Here is a 22070-nt window from a genome sequence, read left to right on the forward strand (position 1 = left end):
CAGCACGGACCGCGTGTCGTCCACAGGCGGGACGCGGGGCGCAGCCGTCCACAGGGGCGTACGGCGCACGGCGCCCGTGTCGGGCGCCGTGGAAAGCGTCCGGGCATGGAACCGACACCTGACCTCACCCCTCGTCCGATCCCGCAGTCCCGCTACACCGCGCGCTCGACGGAGGACCTGCTCGCCGTCGCGCCCGTCGTCCTCGGCTTCCACCCGGCCGACTCGGTGGTGATGCTGACCTTCGGGCTCGACCGGCCCTTCCACGCGCGCATCGACCTGCCTCCGCTCCCGCGCGACCTCGCCGAGCGTCGCAAGGTGCTCGAGGAGCTGAGCGCGAGCCTGCTCGACCCGGTCCGGCGGCACCGTCCCTCGTCGGTCGTGCTGCTGTTCTACAGCGCCGACGCGCGGGCCGCCGCGGCCGCGTGGCGACGACTGCGCCGCGAGTGCAGCGATCTCGGCGTCCGCGTCGTCGAGGCGGTGCGCAGCGACGCCGGCCGCTACTACCCGCTGCTGCGCGGCCCGCGCCGGCTGCGCGAGGTCGGCGTCCCCGTCGACCTGGAGAGCCACCCGTTCGCGGTCCAGGCGGTCGTCGACGGCACCGTGGTCCACGGCAGCCGCGAGGAGATGGTCGCGACCGTCGCGCCCGACCCGGGCCGTCAGCAGCGGGTGGCCGACGTCCTCGCGCGCTCCCTGGGCCACCGGCCACGACCGCGCACCGACCGTGAGCTGCGGCTCCTGGGCAGGGCGGTCATCGAGGTCGTCGGCGCCCACGTCGCCGCCCGGACCGTGCCCGACGACGTCGAGGCCGCGTGGCTGCTGTGGGCGATCGGCTCGGTCCGCGCCCGCGACGCGGCCTGGTCGTTGATGACGCGCGACGACGCGCGGGAGCACGTGTCGTTCTGGACCGACGTCGCACGCCGGGCGCCCCGCCCGTTCGCCGCGCCCCCGACGGCACTGCTCGGCTGGGCGGCCTGGCTCTCCGGCGACGGCGCCCTTGCCTGGGCCGCGCTCGACCGCTGCGCCGAGGTCGACGCGAGCTACAGCCTGGCCGACCTGCTGCGCCAGGTCGTCGAGCAGGCGATCGACCCGGCCACCCTGACCTGCCCGATCGAGTGGGACGCGGGTCTCGGCGACGCGGGCTGAGACTCCACGTCCGCGCAGCGCTCCGGGCCCGTCCGCCCCGTAGTCTCGTCGCATGGGCGAGGACGTCGAGGCTCAGGAGTTCACCCGCGCCGACCGCACGCGCTACCGCGAGAAGGTGCGGCGCTGCCTCGACGTCTTCGAGCGGATGCTCAGCGAGTCGGCTTTCGACACCGACGATCCGTACACCGGCCTGGAGGTGGAGTTCAACCTGGTGGACGACGCCGGCGACCCGGCGCTGCGCAACGCCGAGGTGCTCGACGCGATCGCCGATCCCGACTTCCAGACCGAGCTCGGCCAGTTCAACGTCGAGATGAACTGGCCACCCGCGCCGCTGCGCGGCAGCGCGCTGTCGCGGATGGAGGCCGGGCTGCGTGACACCCTCAACCAGGCGGAGACGCGTTCGGCCAAGGTCGGCGCCCACCTGGTGATGATCGGCATCCTGCCCACCCTGCGCCCCGAGCACCTGGCCGAGGACACGATCAGCCAGAACCCCCGCTACAGCCTGCTCAGCGAGCAGATCCTGGCGGCGCGGGGCGAGGACATCAGCATCGACATCCGGGGCGTGGAGCGGCTCCGCACGACGTCGGACTCGATCATGCCCGAGGCCGCGTGCACCAGCACGCAGCTGCACGTGCAGACCACGCCGGATCGCTTCGCGGCGTACTGGAACGCCTCGCAGGCGATCTCCGGGATCCAGCTCGCGGTGGCGGCGAACTCGCCCTACCTGCTGGGGAAGCAGCTGTGGCGCGAGACCCGGATCCCGCTGTTCGAGCAGGCGGCCGACACCCGCAGCGAGGAGCTCAAGGCGCAGGGCGTGCGCCCTCGGGTGTGGTTCGGCGAGCGCTGGATCACCTCGGTGTTCGACCTGTTCGAGGAGAACGTGCGCTACTTCCCCGCGCTGCTCCCCGTGACCGACGACGAGGAGGACCCGCTCACGGTGCTCGAGGCCGGGGGCACGCCCAACCTCGCCGAGCTGCGGCTGCACAACGGCACGATCTACCGGTGGAACCGGCCGATCTACGACATCTCCGGCGGCCTGCCGCACCTGCGGGTCGAGAACCGGGTCCTCGCGGCGGGCCCGACGGTCGTCGACACGGTGGCCAACGCCGCCTTCTACTTCGGGCTGGTCCGCACCCTCGCCGAGAGCGACCGGCCGCTGTGGTCGCAGATGTCCTTCTCCGCAGCCGAGGAGAACTTCCACCACGCGGCGCAGCGGGGGATCGAGGCCGAGGTCTACTGGCCGGGCGTCGGCCGGGTGCGGGCCACGGAGCTGGTGCTGCGCCGGCTGCTGCCGATGGCGCACGACGGTCTGCTGGCCTGGGGCGTCGACAGCGCCGAGGCCGACCGCTACCTCGCGATCATCGAGCAGCGCTGCCTCGAGGGCACCAACGCCGCGGAGTGGTTCGCCCGGCAGATGGTCGAGCGGGGGAGCGACGAGCGCTACGACGACCTGCGGGCGACGCTGGCCGACTACCGCTCCGGGATGGCCGACAACCGGCCGGTCCACACCTGGTAGCCGGGCCGTCCGCTCAGGAGCGCCGCCGGATCCGCTGCCACCGCCGCCGCATCCCGGTCACCGGGTCGTGCCACCCGTGCCGGGTGACGACCACCAGGCCGAGGGCGACGCCGAGCTCGGCGCCGGCGGCGCGCACTGCCCGGAGCCAGGCGGTGTCGCAGTCGGCCTCCTCGGCGTCCGGCCGGGTCAGCCACACCAACGGCACGAACGAGCGCTCCAGCGGCCCGCGGACCATCGCCTCGACCACCTCGACCCGGAGCGCGTCGTCGAGCACGTCGTCGGGGCCGGCCTCGAAGTGCCGGCTGGGACGCTCGGGCAGCCCGACGTGGAGCACCGGTGGGAAGCACCGACGGGGCTCCGTCGTGGCGTGCTCGAGGACCGCGAGGCGCAGCACCTTCTCGAGGGCGCGCGGCACCGGCTCGGTGAGGCAGCCGGGCGCGGTCATGCCCCGAGGGTGCCCGATCACGGCGTACGGCGTCGGCGTCCTCCACAGGAGTCGACACTCGCTGATCTAGGGTCGCCGCATGTCGCTGATCTCCGCCGCGGAGCTGTCGGACCTGCTCGGGACCGTGACGGTGCTCGACGTGCGCTACCGGATGGGTGGCAGCGGTCCGTCGGGGCGCGAGGCGTTCGCGGCGGGGCACGTCCCCGGTGCGGCCTACGTCGACCTCGACACGGCGCTCGCCGCCCCGCCGGGCGCGGGCGGGCGGCATCCGTTGCCGGAGCCGGAGGCCTTCGCGGCGGCGATGCGGGCCGCCGGCGTACGGCGCGAGGTGCCCGTCGTGGTCTACGACGACTGGGCGGGCCACGCGGCCGCCCGGTGCTGGTGGCTGCTGCGGCACCACGGTCACCGCGACGTGCGGGTGCTCGACGGCGCCTGGCCGGCGTGGACCGCGTCGGGTGGAGCGGTCGAGACGGGCCCGGGCGGACCGGTCGCGCCGGGCGACTTCGTCGCGGAGCCGGGTCGCCAGCCGGTCGTCGACGCCGACGAGGTGCGCGACGTCGACGTGCTGGTCGACGCGCGGGCGCCGGAGCGGTTCCGGGGCGAGACCGAGCCGGTCGACCCGGTCGCCGGGCGCATCCCGGGCGCGGTCAACGTGCCGACGGCGCGCAACCTCGCCGCCGATGGCCGCTTCCGCGACCTCGCCGGGCTGCGGGCGGCGTACGACGAGGTCGGGGCGCTGGGCGGCGGGACCGTCGCGGTCTACTGCGGCTCGGGGGTGACGGCGGCCCACGACGTGCTGGCGCTCGACCTGCTCGGCGTGCGTGCCGCGCTCTACCCCGGCAGCTGGAGCGGCTGGATCACCGACCCGGAGCGACCGGTCGAGCGGGGCTGATCGCCGCGCCCTACCAGTGGATGCCGCGGAACACGTTGGCCATCAGCGCCTGCTCCGACTCGCGGCCCGCCGGGGCCTCGGCGGTGCCGCCGGACTTCTTGCCGCGGGCGGCCGCGCTGTCGGGGAACACGTGGTAGGCCATGTTGAGCACCCGGAACGCCGCCTTCGGCGCGACGGTGTGCGCGACGGCGCCCACGTTGCCGAGCAGCGTGTTGATCTCGTGCGGCTTGTCGACGAGCGCCCGGATCACGACGTCGGCGGCCTGCGCCGGCGAGATGGTCGGGAACTTGTCGTAGAGCTTGGTCGGCGCGATCATCGGCGTCCGCACCAGCGGCATGTGCACGTTGGTGAACGAGATGCCGTTGCCGATCACCTCGGACGCGACCACGTTGCTCCACGAGTCGAGGGCCGCCTTGGAGGCGACGTACGCCGAGAACCGCGGCGGGTTGGTCTGCACGCCGATCGAGGAGATGTTGACGATGTGGCCGGAGCGCTGCTCGCGCATCTTCGGCATCAGGCCCATGACCAGGCGGATCGCGCCGAAGTAGTTGAGCTGCATCGTGCGCTCGAAGTCGTGGAACCTGTCCTCCGACAGCTTCAGTGACCGGCGGATCGACCGGCCGGCGTTGTTGACGACGTAGTCGACCGACGGCAGCTCGCGCGACAGCTCCTCGCAGAGGCGGTCGATGGCGTCCATGTCGGACAGGTCGCAGGCGAAGACGTACGCCTTCCCGCCGCGCAGCTCGATCGTGGTCCTGGTCTCCTCGAGCTTGTCCTTGCCGCGCGCGACCAGCACCGGGATGCCGCCGGCCTGCGCCACCTTGAGCGCGGTGACCTTGCCGATGCCGGACGAGGCGCCGGTGATCACCACGTGCTTGTCCTTGAGCGCCGCCCGCGCCTTCGGGTCGCGGCCGGTGGAGGTGTCGAGGTTCTCCTCCCAGCCGGTCCAGAGCACGCGCGCGTAGGACTCGAGGTCGGGGACCGCGATGCCCGACCCGGCCAGCGCCGCCTCGGTGGCGCGGGAGTCGAAGCGCGCCGTGAACGCCGTGTGCGAGAGCACCTCGGGCGGCACGCCGAGCCGGCCGATGGTCTGCTCGAGGATCGCCTGGGCTGGCGCGGTGCGGATGACGGCGTTGACCAGCTGCATCGGCCGCAGCGCCGGCGGCAGGATCGACAGCGGACCGGCGGTCACGGACCGGTCGATGGGTACGGCGAACCGCGGCGCTCCCGCCGCCGCGCAGAACGCGTTGATCAGGTCGACGACCGGCTGCGGCTCGGGGTTGACGAGGTGGAACGCCTCGCCGTCGCGCCCGGGCAGGTGGGCGAGGTGGTCCATCGCCTTGGCGACGTAGTCGACCGGCACCACGTTGGTGTCGCCGAGGTCGATGCCGACCAGGGGCAACCAGGCCGGCAGCACGTCGCGCATCCGCTTGATCAGCGGGAAGAAGTAGTAGGGCCCGTCGACCTTGTCCATCGCGCCGTGCTGGGAGTCGCCGACGACGATCGCGGGCCGGTAGACGCGCCACGGGACGGTCGCCTCGTCGCGGACCAGCTTCTCGGACTCGTACTTCGTCCGGTGGTACGGCGAGGGCAGCGGCTGGCCCTCCTCGAACATCGACTCGTCGAACACCCCCTGGTAGTCGCCGGCCGCGGCGACCGACGACACCTGGTGGAAGCAGCCGGCCCGCAGCTGCTCGGCGAGGTCGAGCGCGTTGCGGGTCCCGTCGACGTTCATCGCGTCGTTGGTCGCGTCGTCGGCGGTCATGTCGTAGATCGCCGCGAGGTGGAAGAAGTGGTCGATCGAGCCCGCGTGCTCGGTGATCCACGCCGGATCGACGCCGAGGCCGGGCTGGGAGAGGTCGCCGACCACCGGCTGGACCCGGCTGGAGTCCCACTGGCGCATCAGCGCCTCGATGCGCGGCAGGGACGACCGGCGGACGAGGACGAAGACCGGCCCGTCGCGATGGTCGACCAGCTCCTCGACCAGGTTGCGTCCGATGAAGCCGGTGGCGCCCGTCACGAAGTACGACATGCGGGCACGCTACTCCCGGATCGGCCTCTCGTGGGGCCTGCTTACGTGGTGGCTAGCTCTCGCCGCCGAACATGATCTCGTCCCAGCTCGGGACCGAGGCGCGGCCGCGCTTCTTCTGCACCGGGCGACGCTGGCGCGCGTCGGCCGGGTCGTCCTGCTGGGCGGCGGGCGGCTCCTCGGAGGCGGCGGGAGCCTCCTCTGGCGGCTCGGGGGCGGCCGGCGTGGTGTCGGCCGCGGGCCCGGTGAACTGGTCGGGGTCGGTGCCGACCAGGTCGAGGGCGTCGTCGGCGAAGGGCAGCTCGTCGGTGCCGACCGCGGCCAGGCGTCGCTGGCGGGCCTGCTGGAGGTCGTCGGCGGGCGCCGGGGCGGCGGGTGCGGGTCGCAGGTCGCCGATGAGCCAGCGGGCGTCGTCGTCGTCGGCGGTCACGTAGTTGCCGGGCGCGTCGTAGGTGAAGTGCGCCGTGCCCGAGCGGCGCGGGGCGTCGTAGGACGCGGTGAGCGTCCAGCGGCCGTCCTCGCGGCGGAAGGAGTCCCAGGTGACGGTGTCGGGCTTGGTGTCGTTGCTGCGCATCTGCGCCGTCACTGCGTCCTCGAGCACGCGGGCGCCGGGCGTGCCGCCGTCGCCCGCGGCGCGCCGTACCGACGACCGCTGGGCGCGCTGGGCGACGTGCTCGCGCTCGGCCAGCACCGGCACGACGAACGGCATGATCGCCTCCACGGTCGTGCCGGCGGCCGTGGCCACCGCCTCCGGGGTCTCTCCGGACCGGATCCGGTCCTGGATGTCGCGCGGGCGGAGGGTGCTGCTCATCGTGGGCTCCGTTCGAGGTGGAGTGTCACCGCGGGGGCCGGTGCGGAGGGCTTGATCGACGGCACGGCGCAACGTGGGGCTGATCTCGACGGTGTAGCCCTCGCCGTCCTCGTCGAACAGGAGCAACAGGCGGCCGTCAGCGCTGACTCCGGAGAGCTTGAGGTGCGCCATCGATGTCCCGTCCGTGTCGCTGCTGGTTGCTGCTGTCTTCCTGCGGTGGACGCGAGCCTACGCCGCGGACCGCGCTCGATCGTGGCGGCTCGCGGCGTGTTGAGATGTCGACATTTTCCTCAGGATCAGTAGACGAGCGCCGCGCGCAGGGTCCCCTTGCCGGCGACCTCGGTGACGTAGTGGGTCGTCGGGGAGTAGCCGTACTCGATCGTCGTCGCGACCCCGTGGCCGCCGAGCCGCGCGTTGTACCACCCGGTCATCGTCGGCGAGACCTTGCCCGAGGGCGTGCCCACGCCGAGGTGCTTGCGCGGCAGGTTCAGGTTGCGCGAGAGGCGCCTCTCCCACGCGACGTCCTGGCCGGACCGCCCGATGGCGTAGAGCGGTTGGTGGATGGACGCGATGTAGTCGGGCTTGATCTTCCTCAGGAACGCGATCATCGCCTGGGTCTCCGGCTCGCTCGCCGGCCGCGGGCCGCCCCAGTAGCGGCTGCCCTTGCCCGCCGAGGTCCAGCCGCTGGTCGGCCAGTTGCGGTTGAGGTCGACGCCGCGGGCGTTGCGCCGGGTGTGCCGGGCGGCGCCGTCGGGGTTCATCGTCGGGACCACCCACAGCGCCGTGCCCGACTTCGGGCGGAGGTGGTCGCGGACGTGCCACGCGGTGCGGGGCCCGGCCGGCTCGTCGCCGTGCATCTGGCCGAGCAGGAGCAGCACGTGCTCGGCCTCGGGGTCGCCGCGGAACCAGGCGGTGATCGCCCGGCCGCGGACGGAGCGGCCGATCACCCGTTTGCGGGTGACGTACGCCGGATCCGCGGTCACGGCGACCCGCTCGGAGCGGGAGGAGGTCGTCGGGCCGGTCGCCTCGTAGCGCACCTGGTAGTGGTGCACGCCCTTGGTGCGCACCCGGACCGGGACCTCGATGCGACCCAGGTGGCCGGGGCGCAGGCGCTCGCCCTTCACGCGCGTGCGGCCGTCGTACACGACGACGGTCCCGGTCGGGCCGTCGACCGGCCCGGCCGCGACCCGCACCCGGAGCGTGATGGTCTCGCGCGCCGTGGTCCGCTCCGGGGCGCGGAGGACGGTCGTGGTGGGGACCGCCGGCACCCATCGGCGCTCGCTGGTCGCGGTGCCGGGCGCGCCGGGGTCCGTCGGGTCGGAGGCGGTGACGCGTACGGCGAGCCGGGTCCGCACGTCGGCGGCGCGGATCTCGTAGGTGGTGCCGGTGGCGCCGCCGATCGGGTCGCCGTCGCGCAGCCACTGGTAGGCGAACGTGAGGTCCTCGCCGGTCCACGTGCCGGGGTCGGCGGTGAGCGTCGTGCCCAGGGTGCCGGGGCCGCTGACGCTCGGTCTGGTCACGTTGTCGGGCTCGGCCGCGCGCGCGGGTCCGGCCGCCAGGGCCACCTGGACCAGCTGGACCAGCAGGGCGAGCAGCAGGGGCGCGGCGATCCGCCGGGGAGTCATGACCCGCGAGCGTAGGTCGGTGGCGCAGGAGCGTCCACGTCTCCGGGAAATCGATGGTGGGCGACCGGGCGGGCTGGTGGGATGGGTGCATGACAGCGCTGGTCCGTCCCGACGCCCGCCTCGCCCGCGCCTGGGCGGCCATGATGGCCGACTTCGGCGGCTGGGACGAGGCGCACGGGTCCGGCTACTGGTGGGCCGAGGAGCCGCCGCCGTACGGCGAGGGCGACTGCGCCGCGTTCGTCGACCTCGTCCTGGCGCACGAGCCACCGGCGGACCCGCCGTCCACGCGGGTCGGGTCGACGTTCTTCTGGATCGCGGAGGGCAGCGAGGAGGAGCCGGGCGAGCTGGTCGGCTTCCTCAACACCCGGCACCGGCTCAACGACTTCCTCCTCGAGCAGGGCGGCCACATCGGCTACTCCGTGCGGCCCTCCGCGCGCCGCCGGGGCCACGCCTCGCGGGCGCTCGCCCTCGCCGTGCGCGACGCGGGGCAGCGCCTCGGCATCGACCGGGTGCTCGTCACGTGCGACGACGACAACCTGCCGTCAGCGGCGACAATCGAACGGAACGGCGGGGTCCTGGAGGACGTGCGCGGCATCAAGCGGCGGTACTGGATCGACGCCCGTACCGCGGCGGTCACTCGCTGACGAGACGCCCGCGGACGTAGAGCCACGCCCCGCCGGTCCGCAGGAAGCGGCTCACCTCGTGCACGGCGCCCGGCTCGCGGCGGACGACGTACGACGCCCGGAACTCGACGACGCCTTTCGTGTCCTCCGGCCCGCCGGCCTCCTTCGACACCACCTCGAGACCGGTCCACGTGAGGTCCGGGTCGAAGTCGACGACCTCCGGGCGCGTCGCCGGGTGCCAGGTCCGGAGCACGTGGGCCTCGTCGTGGACGACGAACGCGCTGTAGCGCGACCGCATCAGCTCCTCCGCGGTCGCCGCGCGGCGGAGGCCCGCGTGCAGCGCGCCGCAGCAGGCGTCGTACCGATCGCCGGAACCGCACGGGCAGCCACCGCGGGTCACGCCCCCAGCACCCGCCGCAGGTAGGCGTTCGTGAACACCCGGTCCGGGTCGAGCCGGTCGCGGAGCGCGAGGAAGTCGTCGAAGCGGGGATAGAGCTCCGCGAGGCCGTCGGCCTGCCGGGTGTGCAGCTTGCCCCAGTGCGGCCGTCCTCCCGCGTCCTTGAGCACCTGCTCGACGAGGGCGAAGTACCGGGCGTGGTCGGTGCGGTGGTGGGTGTGGAACGCCAGGTAGAGCGAGTCGCGCTCGTACGCCGTCGACAGCGGTACGTCGTCGGCCGGTGCCACCCGGATCTCGACCGGGAATGACACGGTGAGCCCCGACCGGTCGATCACCCGTCGGCACTCCCGCAGCACGTCGAGGCCCACGGCGCGGGGCACGGCGTACTCCATCTCCCGGAAGCGGACCCGGCGCTCGGTCGTGAACACCCGGTGCGCGACGTCGGTGTAGGTGCGGGGCCCGAAAAGGCGTGCGGCGAGCCGGTTGGCCCGCGGGATCACCCGGGGCGCGTGGTTGAGCACTGCTGTCTGGGCACCGAACACGGTGTTGGAGAGCAGGTCGTCGTCGAGCCAGGCGCGCCAGCGGGGGAGCGGGTCGGCGACGGCGGGGTCCGTGCCCACACGCTCGTTGCGCTTGGTGAGCAGGCGGTCGGTGTGGGGGAACCAGTACATGTCGACGTGGTCGTACGACGCCGCGAGCTCGTCGAAGCGGTCCAGCCCCTCGGCCCACGACATCGGCTCCTCCGTCGCCCGCAGGTGGAACAGCGGCTCGACGGCGAAGGTGACGGTCGTGATCACCCCGAGGGCGCCGAGGCCCACCCGGGCGAGGTCGAGCACGTCGGGGTTCTCGTCGGGCGTCGCACGGAGGAGCGTCCCGGTGCCGTCGACCAGCTCGAGGCCGACCAGCTGAGCGGAGAGGCCCGCGGCGCGACCGCCGGTGCCGTGGGTGCCGGTCGACGTCGCGCCGGCGAGGGTCTGCTCGGCGATGTCGCCCATGTTGTGCAGGCTCAGCCCGAGCGCCTCGAGCTGGGCGTTGAGCACCTTGAGCGGCGTGCCCGCCCGCGCGGTGACCGTCATCGCCTCGCGGTCGACGGAGGTGATCCCGACCATGCCGTGCGGCAGCATCGCGCTGCCCTCGGGGCGGGCGATCGCGGTGAACGAGTGGCCGGTGCCGAGCGCCTTGAGGGTGCCGCCGGCGGCGCGCACCCGTCGCACCTCTGCGGCGACCTCCGCGGCACTTCTCGGTCGGAGCAGCTCCAGCCCGTCGGCCGCCTCGAGGCCCGACCAGCTACGCCAGCTCCCGCTCCCCGGCCTGCGCGACGTCATGGGACCGAACGTTAGTGGGCACCCGGGTCGCCAACGCGGCGAGCAGGGTGATGACGCCGCCGGCCACGCAGACGAGGTAGGCCGGCGACGCGCCGGCCTCGTCGATGACCAGGCCGGCGATGGCGGCGCCCGGGGCGAGGCCGGCCGCGATGCCGGTCTGCACGAAGGCCATGCCCTCGGTCAGCCGGGCCGGCGGCAGCACCTGCTCGGCGAGGGACATCGCCGCGATCAGCGTGGGCGAGATCGCCAGGCCACCGATCAGCAGCACCACGAACATGACCGGGATCGAGGGCACCAGCACGAGCGGGGCCATCGCGACGGCCATGCCGAGGGCACCCCAGCGCAGCCGCACGATGGGCCCGCTCCTCCACGAGATCGCACCCGACACGAGCCCGGCGATGAGGCTCCCGAGCGCCCAGACGGCGAGCAGGAAGCCGGACGCGCCCTTCGAGCCTTCCTCGTCGGCGAACGCGACGGTGGTGACCTCCGCGGCGCCGAACAGCAGCCCGAGGGCCGCGGCCAGGACCGTGAGCGGGATGATCGCGGCCCACGGCATCGGCGGCCGCGCCGTACCGGCGTCGTCGGACCGCTCGATCGGCGGCTCGGTCGAGCGGAGCCCCACGAACGCGTAGGTGCCGGCCATGCCGAACACCAGGGCGGCGGCGAGACCGGCGAGCGGGTCGACCGCGGTGGCGAGCATCGTCACCAGGATCGGGCCGACGAGGAACACGGTCTCGTCGGCGACGGCCTCGAAGGAGAACGCGGTGTCCAGCCGGGACGGGTCGTCCTTCAGCGCGTGTGCCCACCGGGCGCGCACGCACGTGCCGACCGACGGCAAGGCGCCGCCCGCGACGGCCGCGAGCGCGAACGTCGTCCACCGCGGCCAGTCGGCCTCGATCGACCACATCGCGCCGGCCAGGCCGACGCCCCAGGTGGTGATCGCGACCGAGAGCACCAGGCCCTGGCCCAGCCGGTCGATGAGCCGTCCCTGCACGATCGCGAACAGGGCGTTGGCGATCAGCGCGACCGCGGACACCGCGCCGGCGAACGCGTAGGAGCCGGTGGCGTGCTCGGCCAGGAGCACGATCCCGAGGCCGACCATGGAGATCGGCAGCCGGGCGACCAGACCGGTCAGGCTGAAGAGGGCGGTGGGCCGGGTGAAGATCCGGCGGTAGGAGTCGAGCATCGTAGGTCTGATCTTCCTCCCTACGATGACCACGTGCCGAATCCGTACGACGCGATCCTGCTCCTGTCCTTCGGGGGACCCGAGAAGCCGGAGGACGTGGTCCCGTTCCTCGAGAACGTGACCCGCGGCCGGGGCATCCCGCGGGAGCGGCTCGAGGTCGTGGGCGAGCACTACTTCCTGTTCGGCGGGAAGTCGCCGATCAACGACCAGAACCGCGCGCTCCTCGCCGCTCTCGAGGCCGACCTCGCCGACGCCGGGATCGACCTGCCGGTCTACTGGGGCAACCGCAACTGGGCGCCCTACCTGACCGACGTGGTGCGGCAGATGGCGGAGGACGGCGTACGGCGCGCCGCGGTCGTCGCGACGAGTGCCTACTCGTCGTGGTCGAGCTGTCGGCAGTACCTCGACAACCTGGAGGCCGCGGTCGCCGAGGTGCCCGGGGCGCCGGTGCTGGAGAAGGTGCGCCCCTACTTCGACCACCCGGGCTTCGTCGACTCCGTCGTCGACAGCACCCTCCGGGCGCTCGACCAGCTGGCCGAGGAGCAGCGGGCCGCCGCCCGGCTGGTCTTCGTCACGCACTCGATCCCGGACGCGATGAACGAGGAGAGCGGTCCGGTCGAGGGCGGCGGTGGTGCCTACCTCGCCCAGCACCGGGCCATCGCCGACGTCGTCACCGACCTGGTCGAGGCGCGCACGGGCGTTGCGCACGAGCACGACCTGGTCTTCTGCTCGCGCTCCGGCTCGCCGCGCACCCCGTGGCTCGAGCCGGACGTCAACGACCACCTCGAGGCCGTGCACGGGGAGGGGGTCGAGGCGGTCGTGCTGGTGCCGGTCGGCTTCGTCTCCGACCACATGGAGGTCGTCTACGACCTCGACACCGAGGCGCTCGCCACGGCGGAGCGGCTCGGCCTGCGCGCCGTACGGGCGGGCACGCCGGGGACCGCGCCGGGCTTCGTGGCCGCGCTGCGCGAGCTGGCGCTGCGGCGCGCCGAGCCCGGAGCGCTGCGCGGCTACTGCTCGACGCAGTGCTGCCTCCCGCGGACGGCGGCCGCCCGATGAGCGCGGAGCTCGCGGACCTCGCCGTCGAGGTCGCGGCCGAGGCCGGCGCGCTGATCAGTCGGTACGCCGCCCGCGGCGTGACGGTGGCGGACACCAAGTCGAGCGAGGTCGACGTGGTCACCGCGGCCGACCGGGCCGCCGAGGAGCTGATCCGCGCGCGGCTGCTGGGCGCCCGGCCGGACGACGCGGTGCTCGGCGAGGAGGGCGACGACGTCGCCGGCACGTCGGGCGTGCGCTGGATCGTGGACCCGATCGACGGGACCGTGAACTTCCTCTACGGGCTGCCGGAGTACTCCGTGTCGATCGCTGCCGAGGTCGACGGGGTGGTCGTCGCCGGCGTCGTCCTCGACGTCGCCAAGGGGCACTGCTACCGCGGCGCGGCGGAGGAGGGCGCGACCCGCGACGGCACCCCGCTGCGGGTCCGCGGCCCGGCGCCGCTCTCCCAGCGGCTGCTCGCCACCGGCTTCTCCTACCGGGCGGAGGTCCGCGAGATCCAGGCCGCCAGCGTCACCCGGCTGCTGCCCGTCGTCCGCGACATCCGCAGGCACGGGTCCTGCGCCCTGGAGCTCTGCCACGTCGCCGAGGGAGCCCTCGACGGATACGTCGAGGAGGGCGTCAACCTGTGGGACCACGCAGCGGGCGCGTTCATCGCCGGGCTTGCGGGAGCACGTACGGTCGTGCTGCCGGGAGCAGCCGGCAACGACCTCGTCGTCTGTGGTCCGGATCACGGGTTCGACGAGCTCCTGGAGGCCGTCAGAAGGGCCGGTTTCGCGCGGGAATAGCCTGCGCGCTCGGACTGTTCCGACGACTCGCATCCGGACCGCTGTTTGCAGGTGGTCCCGGATAGTGCACAATCTGCCGCGCCGCGACCCGGCGGGCCCGAGGGGAAAGAGCGACTGTCATGGCGACCGACTACGACGCACCGCGCAAGAACGAGGACGAGCAGTCCGAGGAGAGCATCGAGGAGCTCAAGGCGCGCCGCCACGACAAGAATTCCGGCAAGGTCGACGAGGACGAGACCGAGGCCGCCGAGTCGTTCGAGCTCCCGGGCGCCGACCTCTCCCACGAGGAGCTGGCCGTCGAGGTGAAGCCCAAGCAGGAGGACGAGTTCACCTGCATGAGCTGCTTCCTGGTCCACCACCGCAGCCAGCTGGCTGACGAGAAGAAGATGATCTGCCGCGACTGCGCCTAGCCGCTGGTCGAGGCGCGAGGCCGGCCACGGCCGAGACTCGAAACCGAGGCCCCTTACGCGTTGAGGGGCGTGTCCTTCCGCAGCGGCGGCGGCAGCTCGCCGGTCGACTTGAGGTAGTAGTTCGCGGCCTTGCGCTGAGCGAGCATGCGCACGAGCGCCACCGCGGCGCCGGTGGTCGCGGCCCACGCGACCGCCTCCCAGATCTGGACGTCCGGATCGGCCGGGTTCTCCGGTGGCTGCTTCCCGGTGCCGGCCTTCCAGCCGGCGTCGAGCGCCTTGCGTGCCACGGCGGCACCGCCGAGGGCGGCAGCGAGCGAGAAGACCGACCAGACCTTGGAGCTGTCCTTTGCCATGCCTTCGAGACTAGTGCGTCTCAGGATTCGCGCGGCAGGGTGGCCAGCGCGTCGGCCAGCGCCTCGGGGTGCCGGGAGCTGACGAGCCAGTAGGGCGTGGGGTCGGCCGGGTCGACGATGTGCACCTGGACCGCCCGCTTCAGGTAGGGCCGTAGCAGCAGGAACGCGCGGGCGTCGGCCTCGGGGCCGGCGACCCGCCAGGTCTGCTCGGCGTCGAGGGCGGCGACGTCGCCGACGTACTTGGCCTCGATCCGGGCCCGGCCGGCGCGGAACCAGCCGTCCTCCACCACGACCCGCGCGTCGCCGTACCAGAACAGGCACACGGCGAGCAGCGTGAACGCGACGCCGGTGGCGATCCACGGGGTCGGGTCGTTCTCCTGGAAGGCCACGATCATGGCGAGCCAGAGACTGGCGACGAGCATCGTGCCCTGGGCCCACCAGCGCAGCGGCACGCCGAGCCGCTCGTGGTAGTCGCTGGTCGGCCCGTCGCTCACGGGTGAATGTTCCCATCCGACCGGTGGGCGGGCGTTGCCCGGGGTCGTTACGGTTCTGCCGTGCCGCTGCCCGCCGAGCCCGACCAGCCCGACCTGCCCGCCGCCGACCTCGAGATCGCGGTCCGGCTCCTCGACCCCGACCTGCCGCTGCCGTCGTACGCCCACCCGGGCGACGCCGGCGCCGACCTCGTCACCACCGTCGACGTCACCCTGAAGCCGGGGGAGCGGATGCTGGTGCCGACCGGGATCGCCATCGCGCTGCCCGACGGCTACGTCGCGCTGGTGCACCCGCGCTCCGGGCTCGCCGCCCGGCACGGGCTGTCGATCGTCAACACCCCGGGCACGATCGACGCGGGCTACCGCGGGGAGATCAAGGTGCTGCTGATCAACCACGACCCGGTCGAGCCGATCGTGCTGCGGCGCGGCGACCGGATCGCGCAGCTGGTGGTCCAGCGGTTCGAGCGAGCGGCCTTCGTGCCGGTCGACGACCTTCCGGAGAGCGTGCGTGGCTCGGGGGGCTACGGTTCTACAGGGGGATTCAGTTCAATGGAGGAGAGCAGCTCGTGAGGTTCCGTCGCAAGTCCGACGAGGAGACGTCCGTCGTCGACGACGCCGCCGAAGAGGCCACCTCCGGCGAGGCGGTCCCGGACGGTCCCTACGACGTGGACGACCTGCCCGACGACGGCACCAACCGCATCGACCTCGGCGCCCTCCTGGTAGCGCCCAGCGAGGGCCGCGACCTGCGGGTGCAGGTCGACCAGAAGACCGGCTCGGTGCGCTCGGTGATGCTGGCCGGCAAGACCGGTGCCCTGGAGCTGCGGGCGTACGCCGCCCCGCGCAACGGCGACCTCTGGAGCGAGATCCGGCCGCAGATCGCCGCCGACGCGTCGCGCCGCGGCGGTACGGCGACCGAGCGCGAGGGGCGGTTCGGCACCGAGCTCGTGTGCGAGCTCCAGGTGAAGCGCGCCGACGGCGCGAGCGGCAAGCAGACCTCGCGCGTGATCGGCATCAACGGCCCGCGCTGGCTGCTGCGCGCCACCCTCATCGGCGAGCCGGCCCGCAACCCCGAGGAGTCCGCGGAGTGGGAGGAGGCGATCACCAAGGTCGCCGTCCGCCGCGGTGCCCAGGCGATGCCGGTCGGCGAGCAGCTCCCGATCGCGCTGCCCGAGGGCGTGCGCCCGGTCGCCCCGAGCGACGACGACGCCACCACCGAGTGACCCGGGGGACAGGGTGACCAAGAGCCGCCTGCGCCGCACGATCAGCCGCTGGGCCAACCCCGCTGAGGCCGAGGCCCGCGACCTGCGCCGCACGTTCGCCAGCGGCGAGCAGGACTCGATCGACAGCGCCCCCGACCGCACGCCGGTGCGGCTGCGCGGCACCCTGCGCACCGTGACGCTGCGCCCGCGCGGCGGCGTACCCGCCCTCGAGGCGGAGCTCTACGACGGCACCGGGACCCTCACCCTGGTCTGGCTGGGCCGCCGCCGGATCGCGGGCATCGGCCCCGGGCGCGCCATCGAGGTGTCCGGCCGGATCGGCAGCCACGACGGCGACCGGGTCATCTACAACCCGAGGTACGAGCTCCTGTGAGCGACGAGGCCAACCGCGTCGACCGCGCCGACCCCGCCGAGGAGCACGTCGAGCACCCGCTGTCCGCGGAGGCCGGCAAGAAGATCGGCGTCGACACCGTGGAGGCGCTGGTCCGCAAGCAGCTGTCCGACTCGCTGGGCGGCAAGCGCGGCATGCTGGAGGCCGGCATCCCCGGACTGGTCTTCACCGCCGTCTGGCTCCCGACCAAGGAGCTCCAGTGGGCGCTGATCGGCAGCCTCGCGATCGCCGGCATCGCGCTGCTCGTGCGGCTGCTCCAGCGCGGCCCGGTCCAGTACGTCTTCAACGCGATCTTCGGCATCGGCATCGGCTGGGTGTTCGTGCGCTGGGCCGAGAGCTCCGGCGGCGACGCGTCCGACCAGGCCCTGGCGTTCTTCCTGCCCGGCATCCTCTACAGCGGCGCCTACACGATCGTGCTCGCCGGCTCGTGCCTGGCGGGGTGGCCGATCCTGGGGTTCATGCTCGGCGCCGCGACCGATGATCCCGTGGGCTGGCACGCCGACAAGCAGGTCGTGAAGCTGTGCAGCCGGCTCACCTGGGTGATGCTGCTGCCGGGTGCGATCGGCGTGCTGCTCCAGGGTCCGGTCTGGCTGCTCGGCCACAACGACGTCATCGACACCGATCTCGCGGTGTCGATCATCGCCGTGCTGCGGCTCGGGCTCGGCTGGGTGCTGCGCATCGCCTCGTGGAGCGCGATGATCTGGCTGCTCGCCCGCAACGCCACGCCTTTGGAGCCCGAGCCGGAGGCCGAGTCCGGGTAGGCGCCTAGGCCTCCGGGTGCGAGCCCGGCGCCAGGATCCGCTCGAGCTCGTCCTCCGCCTCCGCGGGCACGACGAACAGCAGCTCGTCGCCGGACTCGACCGGCTGCTCGGGCGTCGGCACGTAGACCTGCCCGTCGCGGAGGATCGTGACGAGGGCGCAGTTGTCGGGCACCGGGATGAGCCCCGACGGCTTTCCGACGTACGGCGAGTCCGCCGGGAGCGTCATCTCGACCAGGTTGGCGTTGCCCTGGCGGAACGTGAACAGCCGCACCAGGTCGCCGACGCTGACCGCCTCCTCGACGAGCGCGGACATGATGCGCGGCGTCGACACGTTGACGTCGACGCCCCAGGCCTCGGTGAACAGCCACTCGTTGTTGGGGTGGTTGACGCGACCCACGGTGCGCGGCACGCCGAACTCGGTCTTCGCCAGGAGCGCGGTGACCAGGTTGGCCTTGTCGTCGCCGGTCGCTGCGATGACGACGTCGCACTTGTCGAGCCGCGCCTCCTCGAGGGAGGACATCTCACAGCTGTCGGCGAGCAGCCACTCGGCGTCGGGCACCCGCTCGGGCTTGATGGCGGAGGCCTGCTTGTCGATGAGCAGGACCTCGTGGCCGTTCTGGATCAGCTCGCTCGCGATCGAGCGTCCGACCGCGCCGGCCCCGGCAATCGCGACCCTCATGTCAGTGCTCCTCCGGTCCGCGCTTGAGCACCTCGTAGGCGTGTGCCGAGTTCTCCTCGCGCACCACCACGTGGAGCATGTCGCCCTCCTGCATGATGCTGTCGCGGGTCGGCAGCGTGCCCTCGCCGAGCCGGTCGATCCAGGCGACGCGCGCGCGGGCCTGGTCCTGGTAGGCGCCGACGCTGGACCCGACCCAGACCTCGGGCACCGTGATGTGGTCGAGCCGGATCGTGCCGGACGGGTCGCGGAAGTCGGGCTCGGCGCCGGCGGGCAGGAGCCGGCGCAGGACCTGGTCGGCGGTCCACTTGACCGTCGCGACCGTGGTGATGCCCAGCCGCTGGTAGACCTCGGCGCGGCCGGGGTCGTAGATCCGGGCCACGACCTGCTGGATGCCGAACGTCTCGCGCGCGACCCGCGCCGCGATGATGTTGGAGTTGTCGCCGCTCGAGACGGCGGCGAACGCGTCGGCGCGGCGGATGCCGGCCTTCTCGAGCACCTGCTGGTCGAAGCCCATGCCGGCGACCTTGTCGCCGTTGAACCCCGGGCCGAGGCGCCGGAACGCGTCGGGGTCGCTGTCGATCACCGCAACGGTGTGGTTGCGGTCCTCGAGCCCCCGGGCCAACGTCGAGCCGACGCGGCCACAACCCATGATCACGACGTGCACGGGGAAGACGCTATAGCAACGATTCACCCCGCGTGCCGCTAGTGCGCAGGGGTGTGCCCTAGCCTTGCCTGTCGTGGGTGTCGGCGACGTCTCCAAACGGATCCTGGTCGGCCGCAAGCTCCGCAGTGCTCAGCTGGGGGAGACGCTGCTGCCGAAGCGCATCGCGTTCCCCGTTTTCGCCAGTGACGCGCTCTCCTCCGTGGCGTACGCGCCCGACGAGATCTTCATCATCCTCGCCCTCGCGGGGGTGACCTACTACTCGTTCTCCCTCTGGGTGGGGCTCGCCGTCGCGGTCGTGATGCTGATCGTGGTGGCGTCCTACCGCTACAACGTCCACGCCTACCCGTCCGGCGGCGGGGACTACGAGATCGCCACCGTCAACCTCGGCCCGAGGGCCGGGGTCACCGTGGCGGCGGCGCTGATCGTCGACTACGTGCTGGTGGTCGCGGTGTCGCTGTCCTCGGCGGCGCAGTACGTCGCCTCGGCGGTCGACGTGCTGGAGGACCATCGGGTCCTGGTCGCGCTCGTGCTCGTCCTGCTGCTGGCCCTGATGAACCTGCGGGGGGTCCGCGAGTCCGGCACGTCGTTCGCCGTCCCGGCGTACCTCTTCATGTTCGCGCTCGGTGGCATGTGCGCGTGGGGTCTCGCCCGCCTGATCGTCGGCAACCTTCCCGAGGCGGCCAGCTCGGAGTTCGAGATCCTCCCCACCGAGGGCTACGACGGGACCATCACGACGCTGGCGCTGGTGTTCCTGGTGGCCCGCGCGTTCTCCTCGGGCTGTGCCGCGCTGACCGGCGTCGAGGCCATCTCGAACGGAGTCCCCGCCTTCCAGCGGCCCAAGAGCAGGAACGCGGCGACCACGCTCCTGCTGCTCGGACTGATCGCGATCACGCTGATGATGAGCGTGGTCTCGTTGGCCCGGGCGATGGACGTCAAGTACGTCGACCCGCACGACATGGACCGCCTGGTGAACCAGGACGGGAGCCCGGTCGGTGCGGACTACCACCAGGACACGCTGATCGCGCAGATCGCCCACGGCGTCTTCGACAACTTCCCCCCGGGCTTCTACCTGGTGGTCGTCGCGACCGGCATCATCCTGGTGCTCGCGTCGAACACGGCGTTCAACGGCTTCCCGGTGCTGGGCTCGATCCTCGCCAAGGACGGGTTCCTTCCGCGTCAGCTCGGCGCCCGGGGCGATCGGCTCGCCTACAGCAACGGCATCATCATCCTCACCGGCATGGCGATCGCACTGATCGTCGCGTTCGACGCTGAGGTCACCCGCCTCATCCAGCTCTACATCGTCGGCGTCTTCGTCTCGTTCACGCTGAGCCAGTTCGGCATGGTCAAGCACTGGACGCGGTTGCTGTCGACCGAGCGCGACCCCGTCGAGCGCAAGCGCATGCAGCGGGCGCGCGTCGTCAACGGGACCGGGTTCGCGATCACGGGCGCGGTCCTCATCGTGGTGATGCTGACGAAGTTCGTGCAGGGGGCGTGGATCACGGTCATCGCCATGGCGGCGTTCATCCTGATCATGGTCTCCATCAAGCGCCACTACGACAACGTCGCGCTCGAGCTCGCGGCCGACGAGCAGGACAAGCTGCTGCCCACCCGCGTGCACGCGATCGTGCTCGTCTCGAAGCTGCACAAGCCGACGCTGCGCGCGCTCGCCTTCGCCAAGGCCACCCGCCCCAACGCGCTCGAGGGCGTCTACGTCTCGGTCGACACCGCGGACACCGCCCGGCTCCTGGAGGAGTGGGACGAGCGCAACACCGGCGTGCCGCTCAAGGTCCTGCACTCGCCCTACCGCGAGGTCGTGCGGCCGATCGTCGAGTACGCGAGCGAGATCCGGCGGGCCAACCCGCGCGGTGTTGTCGCGGTCTACATCCCGGAGTACGTCGTCGGCCGCTGGTGGGAGCAGCTGCTCCACAACCAGACGGCGCTCCGGCTCAAGGGCCGTCTGCTGTTCACGCCGGGGGTGATGGTCACCTCGGTGCCCTACCAGCTCCGGTCGTCGCAGGTGGCCCGCGAGCGTGAGGAGCGGGAGGCGCCCTGGATGCGCTCCGGCGACCTCCGCACCGGTCGGGTCGACGGCGACGATCGTCAGATCACGAAGTGACGCCTCGCTCACGACGCCCGGTCCGGCAGCGGAAGCCGCGCGGCCGCTCGCTGGTCGGGCAGCGGTACGACGTGGTGGTCGGCGCGGTCGCCCACGGCGGCCACTGCGTCGCCCGCGTCCCCGTGGATCCCTCGCTGGTCGAGGAGGCCGGCCACGGCCGTCACGAGACCCGCGTCGTGTTCGTGCGGCACGCGCTGCCGGGCGAGCGCGTGACCGTCGAGATCACCGAGGGCACCGAGGGCGACCGGTTCTGGCGGGGCGACGCGGTCGCGGTCCTCGAGCCGTCCCCGGACCGCGTGACCGCGCCGTGCCCCTTCGCCGGCCCGGGCCTCTGCGGCGGGTGCGACTTCCAGCACGTGGCGCTGCCCGCCCAACGGCGGCTGAAGGCCGACGTCGTGCGCGAGCAGCTGCGCCGCCTGGCCGGCCTGGACGTCGACGTCGAGGTCGAGGCGGTGCCGGGTGACGACGAGGGTCTGCGTTGGCGGACGCGGCAGCGCTACGTGTCTCTCCCCGGCGGGGCCCGCGGCATGCGCAAGCACCACTCGCACGAGGTGATCGAGGTCGACGAGTGCCTGCTCGAGGCGCCGACCGGACCGGTGACCGCGGTGCACGACGTGCAGTTCGACGTCGCCGACGGCGGCTTCTGGCAGGTGCACCCCGGCGCGGCCACCGCCCTCGTCGATGCGGTGCTCGAGGCGCTCGCTCCGCAGCCGGGGGAGTCGGCGCTCGACCTCTACGCGGGGGTCGGTCTCTTCTCCCGCTTCCTGCGGGACGCCGTCGGCCCCGACGCCAGGGTGGTCGCGGTCGAGGGGCACGCGGGCGCCGTACGACTGGCGAGGCGGAACGTGCCCGGCGTCGTGACGAGTGCCGGAGACGTCGGCGACGTGCTGCGGACGCAGTACGACGAGCCGTTCGACCTCGTCGTGCTCGACCCGCCGCGGGCCGGCGCGAAGCGCGCGGTGGTGGAGCAGGTCGTCGACCGCCGGCCGCGCGCGGTCGCGTACGTCGCCTGCGACCCGGCCGCCCTGGCGCGCGACGTCGCGATCTTCGCCGAGCACGGCTACCGGCTCACCGGCCTGCGCGCGTTCGACCTCTTCCCGATGACGCACCACGTCGAGTGCGTGGCCCGGCTGGAGCCGGGCCACGCCTAGCTCC

The 22070-nt window shown here is 72.9% G+C and carries 24 protein-coding genes; 13 read left to right on the plus strand and 11 right to left on the minus strand.

Going from position 1 to position 22070, the window contains the following annotated elements; genetic code table 11:
• The first annotated feature begins 105 nt into the window (after nt 1-105).
• Entirely contained in the window at nt 106-1143 is a 1038-nt protein-coding gene (locus tag HNR19_RS08885) for a DUF4192 domain-containing protein (RefSeq protein WP_179667578.1), read from the plus strand.
• Nucleotides 1144-1195: 52 nt separating this feature from the next.
• Nucleotides 1196-2659, plus strand: coding sequence for a glutamate-cysteine ligase family protein (locus HNR19_RS08890; RefSeq protein WP_179667579.1), 1464 nt, complete (start codon nt 1196-1198; stop codon nt 2657-2659).
• 13 nt (nt 2660-2672) lie between these two features.
• Here HNR19_RS08890 and HNR19_RS08895 read toward each other — a convergent pair whose 3' ends face one another.
• Entirely contained in the window at nt 2673-3104 is a 432-nt protein-coding gene (locus HNR19_RS08895) for a hypothetical protein (RefSeq protein ID WP_179667580.1), read from the minus strand.
• Between the two features lie 79 nt (nt 3105-3183).
• On the opposite strand from HNR19_RS08895, the gene HNR19_RS08900 reads away from it, so the two are divergent.
• Nucleotides 3184-3996, plus strand: coding sequence for a sulfurtransferase (locus tag HNR19_RS08900; RefSeq protein ID WP_179667581.1), 813 nt, complete (start codon nt 3184-3186; stop codon nt 3994-3996).
• A gap of 10 nt (nt 3997-4006) precedes the next feature.
• On the opposite strand, the gene HNR19_RS08905 is transcribed toward HNR19_RS08900, so the two are convergent.
• The 3 genes from HNR19_RS08905 to HNR19_RS22335 form a co-directional block, all read right to left on the minus strand.
• Nucleotides 4007-6028: an SDR family oxidoreductase gene (locus HNR19_RS08905; RefSeq protein ID WP_179667582.1), complete on the minus strand. Its 2022-nt coding sequence runs from the start codon at nt 6026-6028 to the stop codon at nt 4007-4009.
• 52 nt (nt 6029-6080) lie between these two features.
• Complete coding sequence (sepH, locus tag HNR19_RS08910; protein ID WP_179667583.1) at nt 6081-7007, minus strand: septation protein SepH; 927 nt, start codon at nt 7005-7007, stop codon at nt 6081-6083.
• 125 nt (nt 7008-7132) lie between these two features.
• Complete coding sequence (locus tag HNR19_RS22335; protein ID WP_218910193.1) at nt 7133-8461, minus strand: M14 family zinc carboxypeptidase; 1329 nt, start codon at nt 8459-8461, stop codon at nt 7133-7135.
• A gap of 89 nt (nt 8462-8550) precedes the next feature.
• On the opposite strand from HNR19_RS22335, the gene HNR19_RS08920 reads away from it, so the two are divergent.
• Nucleotides 8551-9105, plus strand: coding sequence for a GNAT family N-acetyltransferase (locus HNR19_RS08920; RefSeq protein ID WP_179667584.1), 555 nt, complete (start codon nt 8551-8553; stop codon nt 9103-9105).
• Here the strand turns inward: HNR19_RS08920 and HNR19_RS08925 are convergent.
• The 3 genes from HNR19_RS08925 to HNR19_RS08935 are packed head-to-tail and all read right to left on the minus strand — an operon-like array spanning nt 9095 to nt 11992.
• Nucleotides 9095-9484 (minus strand): YchJ family metal-binding protein, encoded by a 390-nt coding sequence (locus tag HNR19_RS08925; RefSeq protein ID WP_179667585.1) that lies wholly within the window; start codon nt 9482-9484, stop codon nt 9095-9097. The two genes, HNR19_RS08920 and HNR19_RS08925, sit on opposite strands and share 11 nt — an antisense overlap.
• Nucleotides 9481-10806 carry a D-arabinono-1,4-lactone oxidase gene (locus tag HNR19_RS08930; protein WP_179667586.1) on the minus strand — a complete coding sequence of 442 codons (1326 nt, stop codon included), beginning with the start codon at nt 10804-10806 and terminating at the stop codon, nt 9481-9483. The genes HNR19_RS08925 and HNR19_RS08930 overlap by 4 nt, the downstream gene beginning before the upstream one ends.
• Entirely contained in the window at nt 10769-11992 is a 1224-nt protein-coding gene (locus HNR19_RS08935) for an MFS transporter (RefSeq protein WP_179667587.1), read from the minus strand. Before HNR19_RS08935 ends, HNR19_RS08930 begins: the two co-directional genes overlap by 38 nt.
• Nucleotides 11993-12025: 33 nt before the next feature.
• Here HNR19_RS08935 and HNR19_RS08940 point away from each other — a divergent pair, with 33 nt between their 5' ends.
• The 3 genes from HNR19_RS08940 to HNR19_RS08950 all read left to right on the plus strand — a co-directional run bounded on the left by HNR19_RS08940 (nt 12026) and on the right by HNR19_RS08950 (nt 14243).
• Complete coding sequence (locus HNR19_RS08940) at nt 12026-13051, plus strand: ferrochelatase (protein WP_179667588.1); 1026 nt, start codon at nt 12026-12028, stop codon at nt 13049-13051.
• Nucleotides 13048-13833, plus strand: a complete 786-nt coding sequence (locus HNR19_RS08945; RefSeq protein WP_179667589.1) for an inositol monophosphatase family protein — start codon at nt 13048-13050, stop codon at nt 13831-13833. The genes HNR19_RS08940 and HNR19_RS08945 overlap by 4 nt, the downstream gene beginning before the upstream one ends.
• Before the next feature lie 119 nt (nt 13834-13952).
• Nucleotides 13953-14243: a DUF4193 domain-containing protein gene (locus HNR19_RS08950; protein WP_179667590.1), complete on the plus strand. Its 291-nt coding sequence runs from the start codon at nt 13953-13955 to the stop codon at nt 14241-14243.
• A gap of 53 nt (nt 14244-14296) precedes the next feature.
• Here the strand turns inward: HNR19_RS08950 and HNR19_RS08955 are convergent, their stop codons facing one another.
• Both HNR19_RS08955 and HNR19_RS08960 read right to left on the minus strand, forming a co-directional pair.
• Complete coding sequence (locus tag HNR19_RS08955) at nt 14297-14596, minus strand: DUF4235 domain-containing protein (RefSeq protein WP_179667591.1); 300 nt, start codon at nt 14594-14596, stop codon at nt 14297-14299.
• A gap of 20 nt (nt 14597-14616) precedes the next feature.
• Nucleotides 14617-15090, minus strand: a complete 474-nt coding sequence (locus tag HNR19_RS08960; protein ID WP_179667592.1) for a DUF3093 family protein — start codon at nt 15088-15090, stop codon at nt 14617-14619.
• A gap of 66 nt (nt 15091-15156) precedes the next feature.
• On the opposite strand from HNR19_RS08960, the gene dut reads away from it, so the two are divergent.
• The 4 genes from dut to HNR19_RS08980 are packed head-to-tail and all read left to right on the plus strand — an operon-like array spanning nt 15157 to nt 17456.
• A complete protein-coding gene (dut, locus tag HNR19_RS08965) occupies nt 15157-15657 on the plus strand; it encodes a dUTP diphosphatase (RefSeq protein WP_281366555.1) in 501 nt (166 codons plus the stop codon).
• Entirely contained in the window at nt 15654-16307 is a 654-nt protein-coding gene (locus HNR19_RS08970) for a DUF3710 domain-containing protein (protein ID WP_179667594.1), read from the plus strand. The genes dut and HNR19_RS08970 overlap by 4 nt, the downstream gene beginning before the upstream one ends.
• Before the next feature lie 13 nt (nt 16308-16320).
• Entirely contained in the window at nt 16321-16677 is a 357-nt protein-coding gene (locus tag HNR19_RS08975; RefSeq protein ID WP_179667595.1) for an OB-fold nucleic acid binding domain-containing protein, read from the plus strand.
• Nucleotides 16674-17456, plus strand: a complete 783-nt coding sequence (locus tag HNR19_RS08980; RefSeq protein WP_343047118.1) for a DUF3159 domain-containing protein — start codon at nt 16674-16676, stop codon at nt 17454-17456. The genes HNR19_RS08975 and HNR19_RS08980 overlap by 4 nt, the downstream gene beginning before the upstream one ends.
• Nucleotides 17457-17460: 4 nt before the next feature.
• Here the strand turns inward: HNR19_RS08980 and HNR19_RS08985 are convergent, their stop codons facing one another.
• Nucleotides 17461-18135: a potassium channel family protein gene (locus HNR19_RS08985; protein WP_179667596.1), complete on the minus strand. Its 675-nt coding sequence runs from the start codon at nt 18133-18135 to the stop codon at nt 17461-17463.
• Nucleotide 18136: 1 nt separating this feature from the next.
• The gene (locus tag HNR19_RS08990; RefSeq protein WP_218910568.1) at nt 18137-18784 is read right to left on the minus strand and encodes a potassium channel family protein; all 648 of its coding nucleotides are present in this window, start codon (nt 18782-18784) and stop codon (nt 18137-18139) included.
• A gap of 88 nt (nt 18785-18872) precedes the next feature.
• Between HNR19_RS08990 and HNR19_RS08995 the strand changes: the two genes are divergently transcribed.
• Nucleotides 18873-20915 carry an amino acid permease gene (locus HNR19_RS08995; protein WP_179667598.1) on the plus strand — a complete coding sequence of 681 codons (2043 nt, stop codon included), beginning with the start codon at nt 18873-18875 and terminating at the stop codon, nt 20913-20915.
• Nucleotides 20912-22066, plus strand: a complete 1155-nt coding sequence (locus HNR19_RS09000; RefSeq protein WP_179667599.1) for a TRAM domain-containing protein — start codon at nt 20912-20914, stop codon at nt 22064-22066. Before HNR19_RS08995 ends, HNR19_RS09000 begins: the two co-directional genes overlap by 4 nt.
• Nucleotides 22067-22070: the final 4 nt, after the last annotated feature.

This window comes from Nocardioides thalensis (genome assembly GCF_013410655.1).
GTDB lineage: Bacteria > Actinomycetota > Actinomycetes > Propionibacteriales > Nocardioidaceae > Nocardioides > Nocardioides thalensis.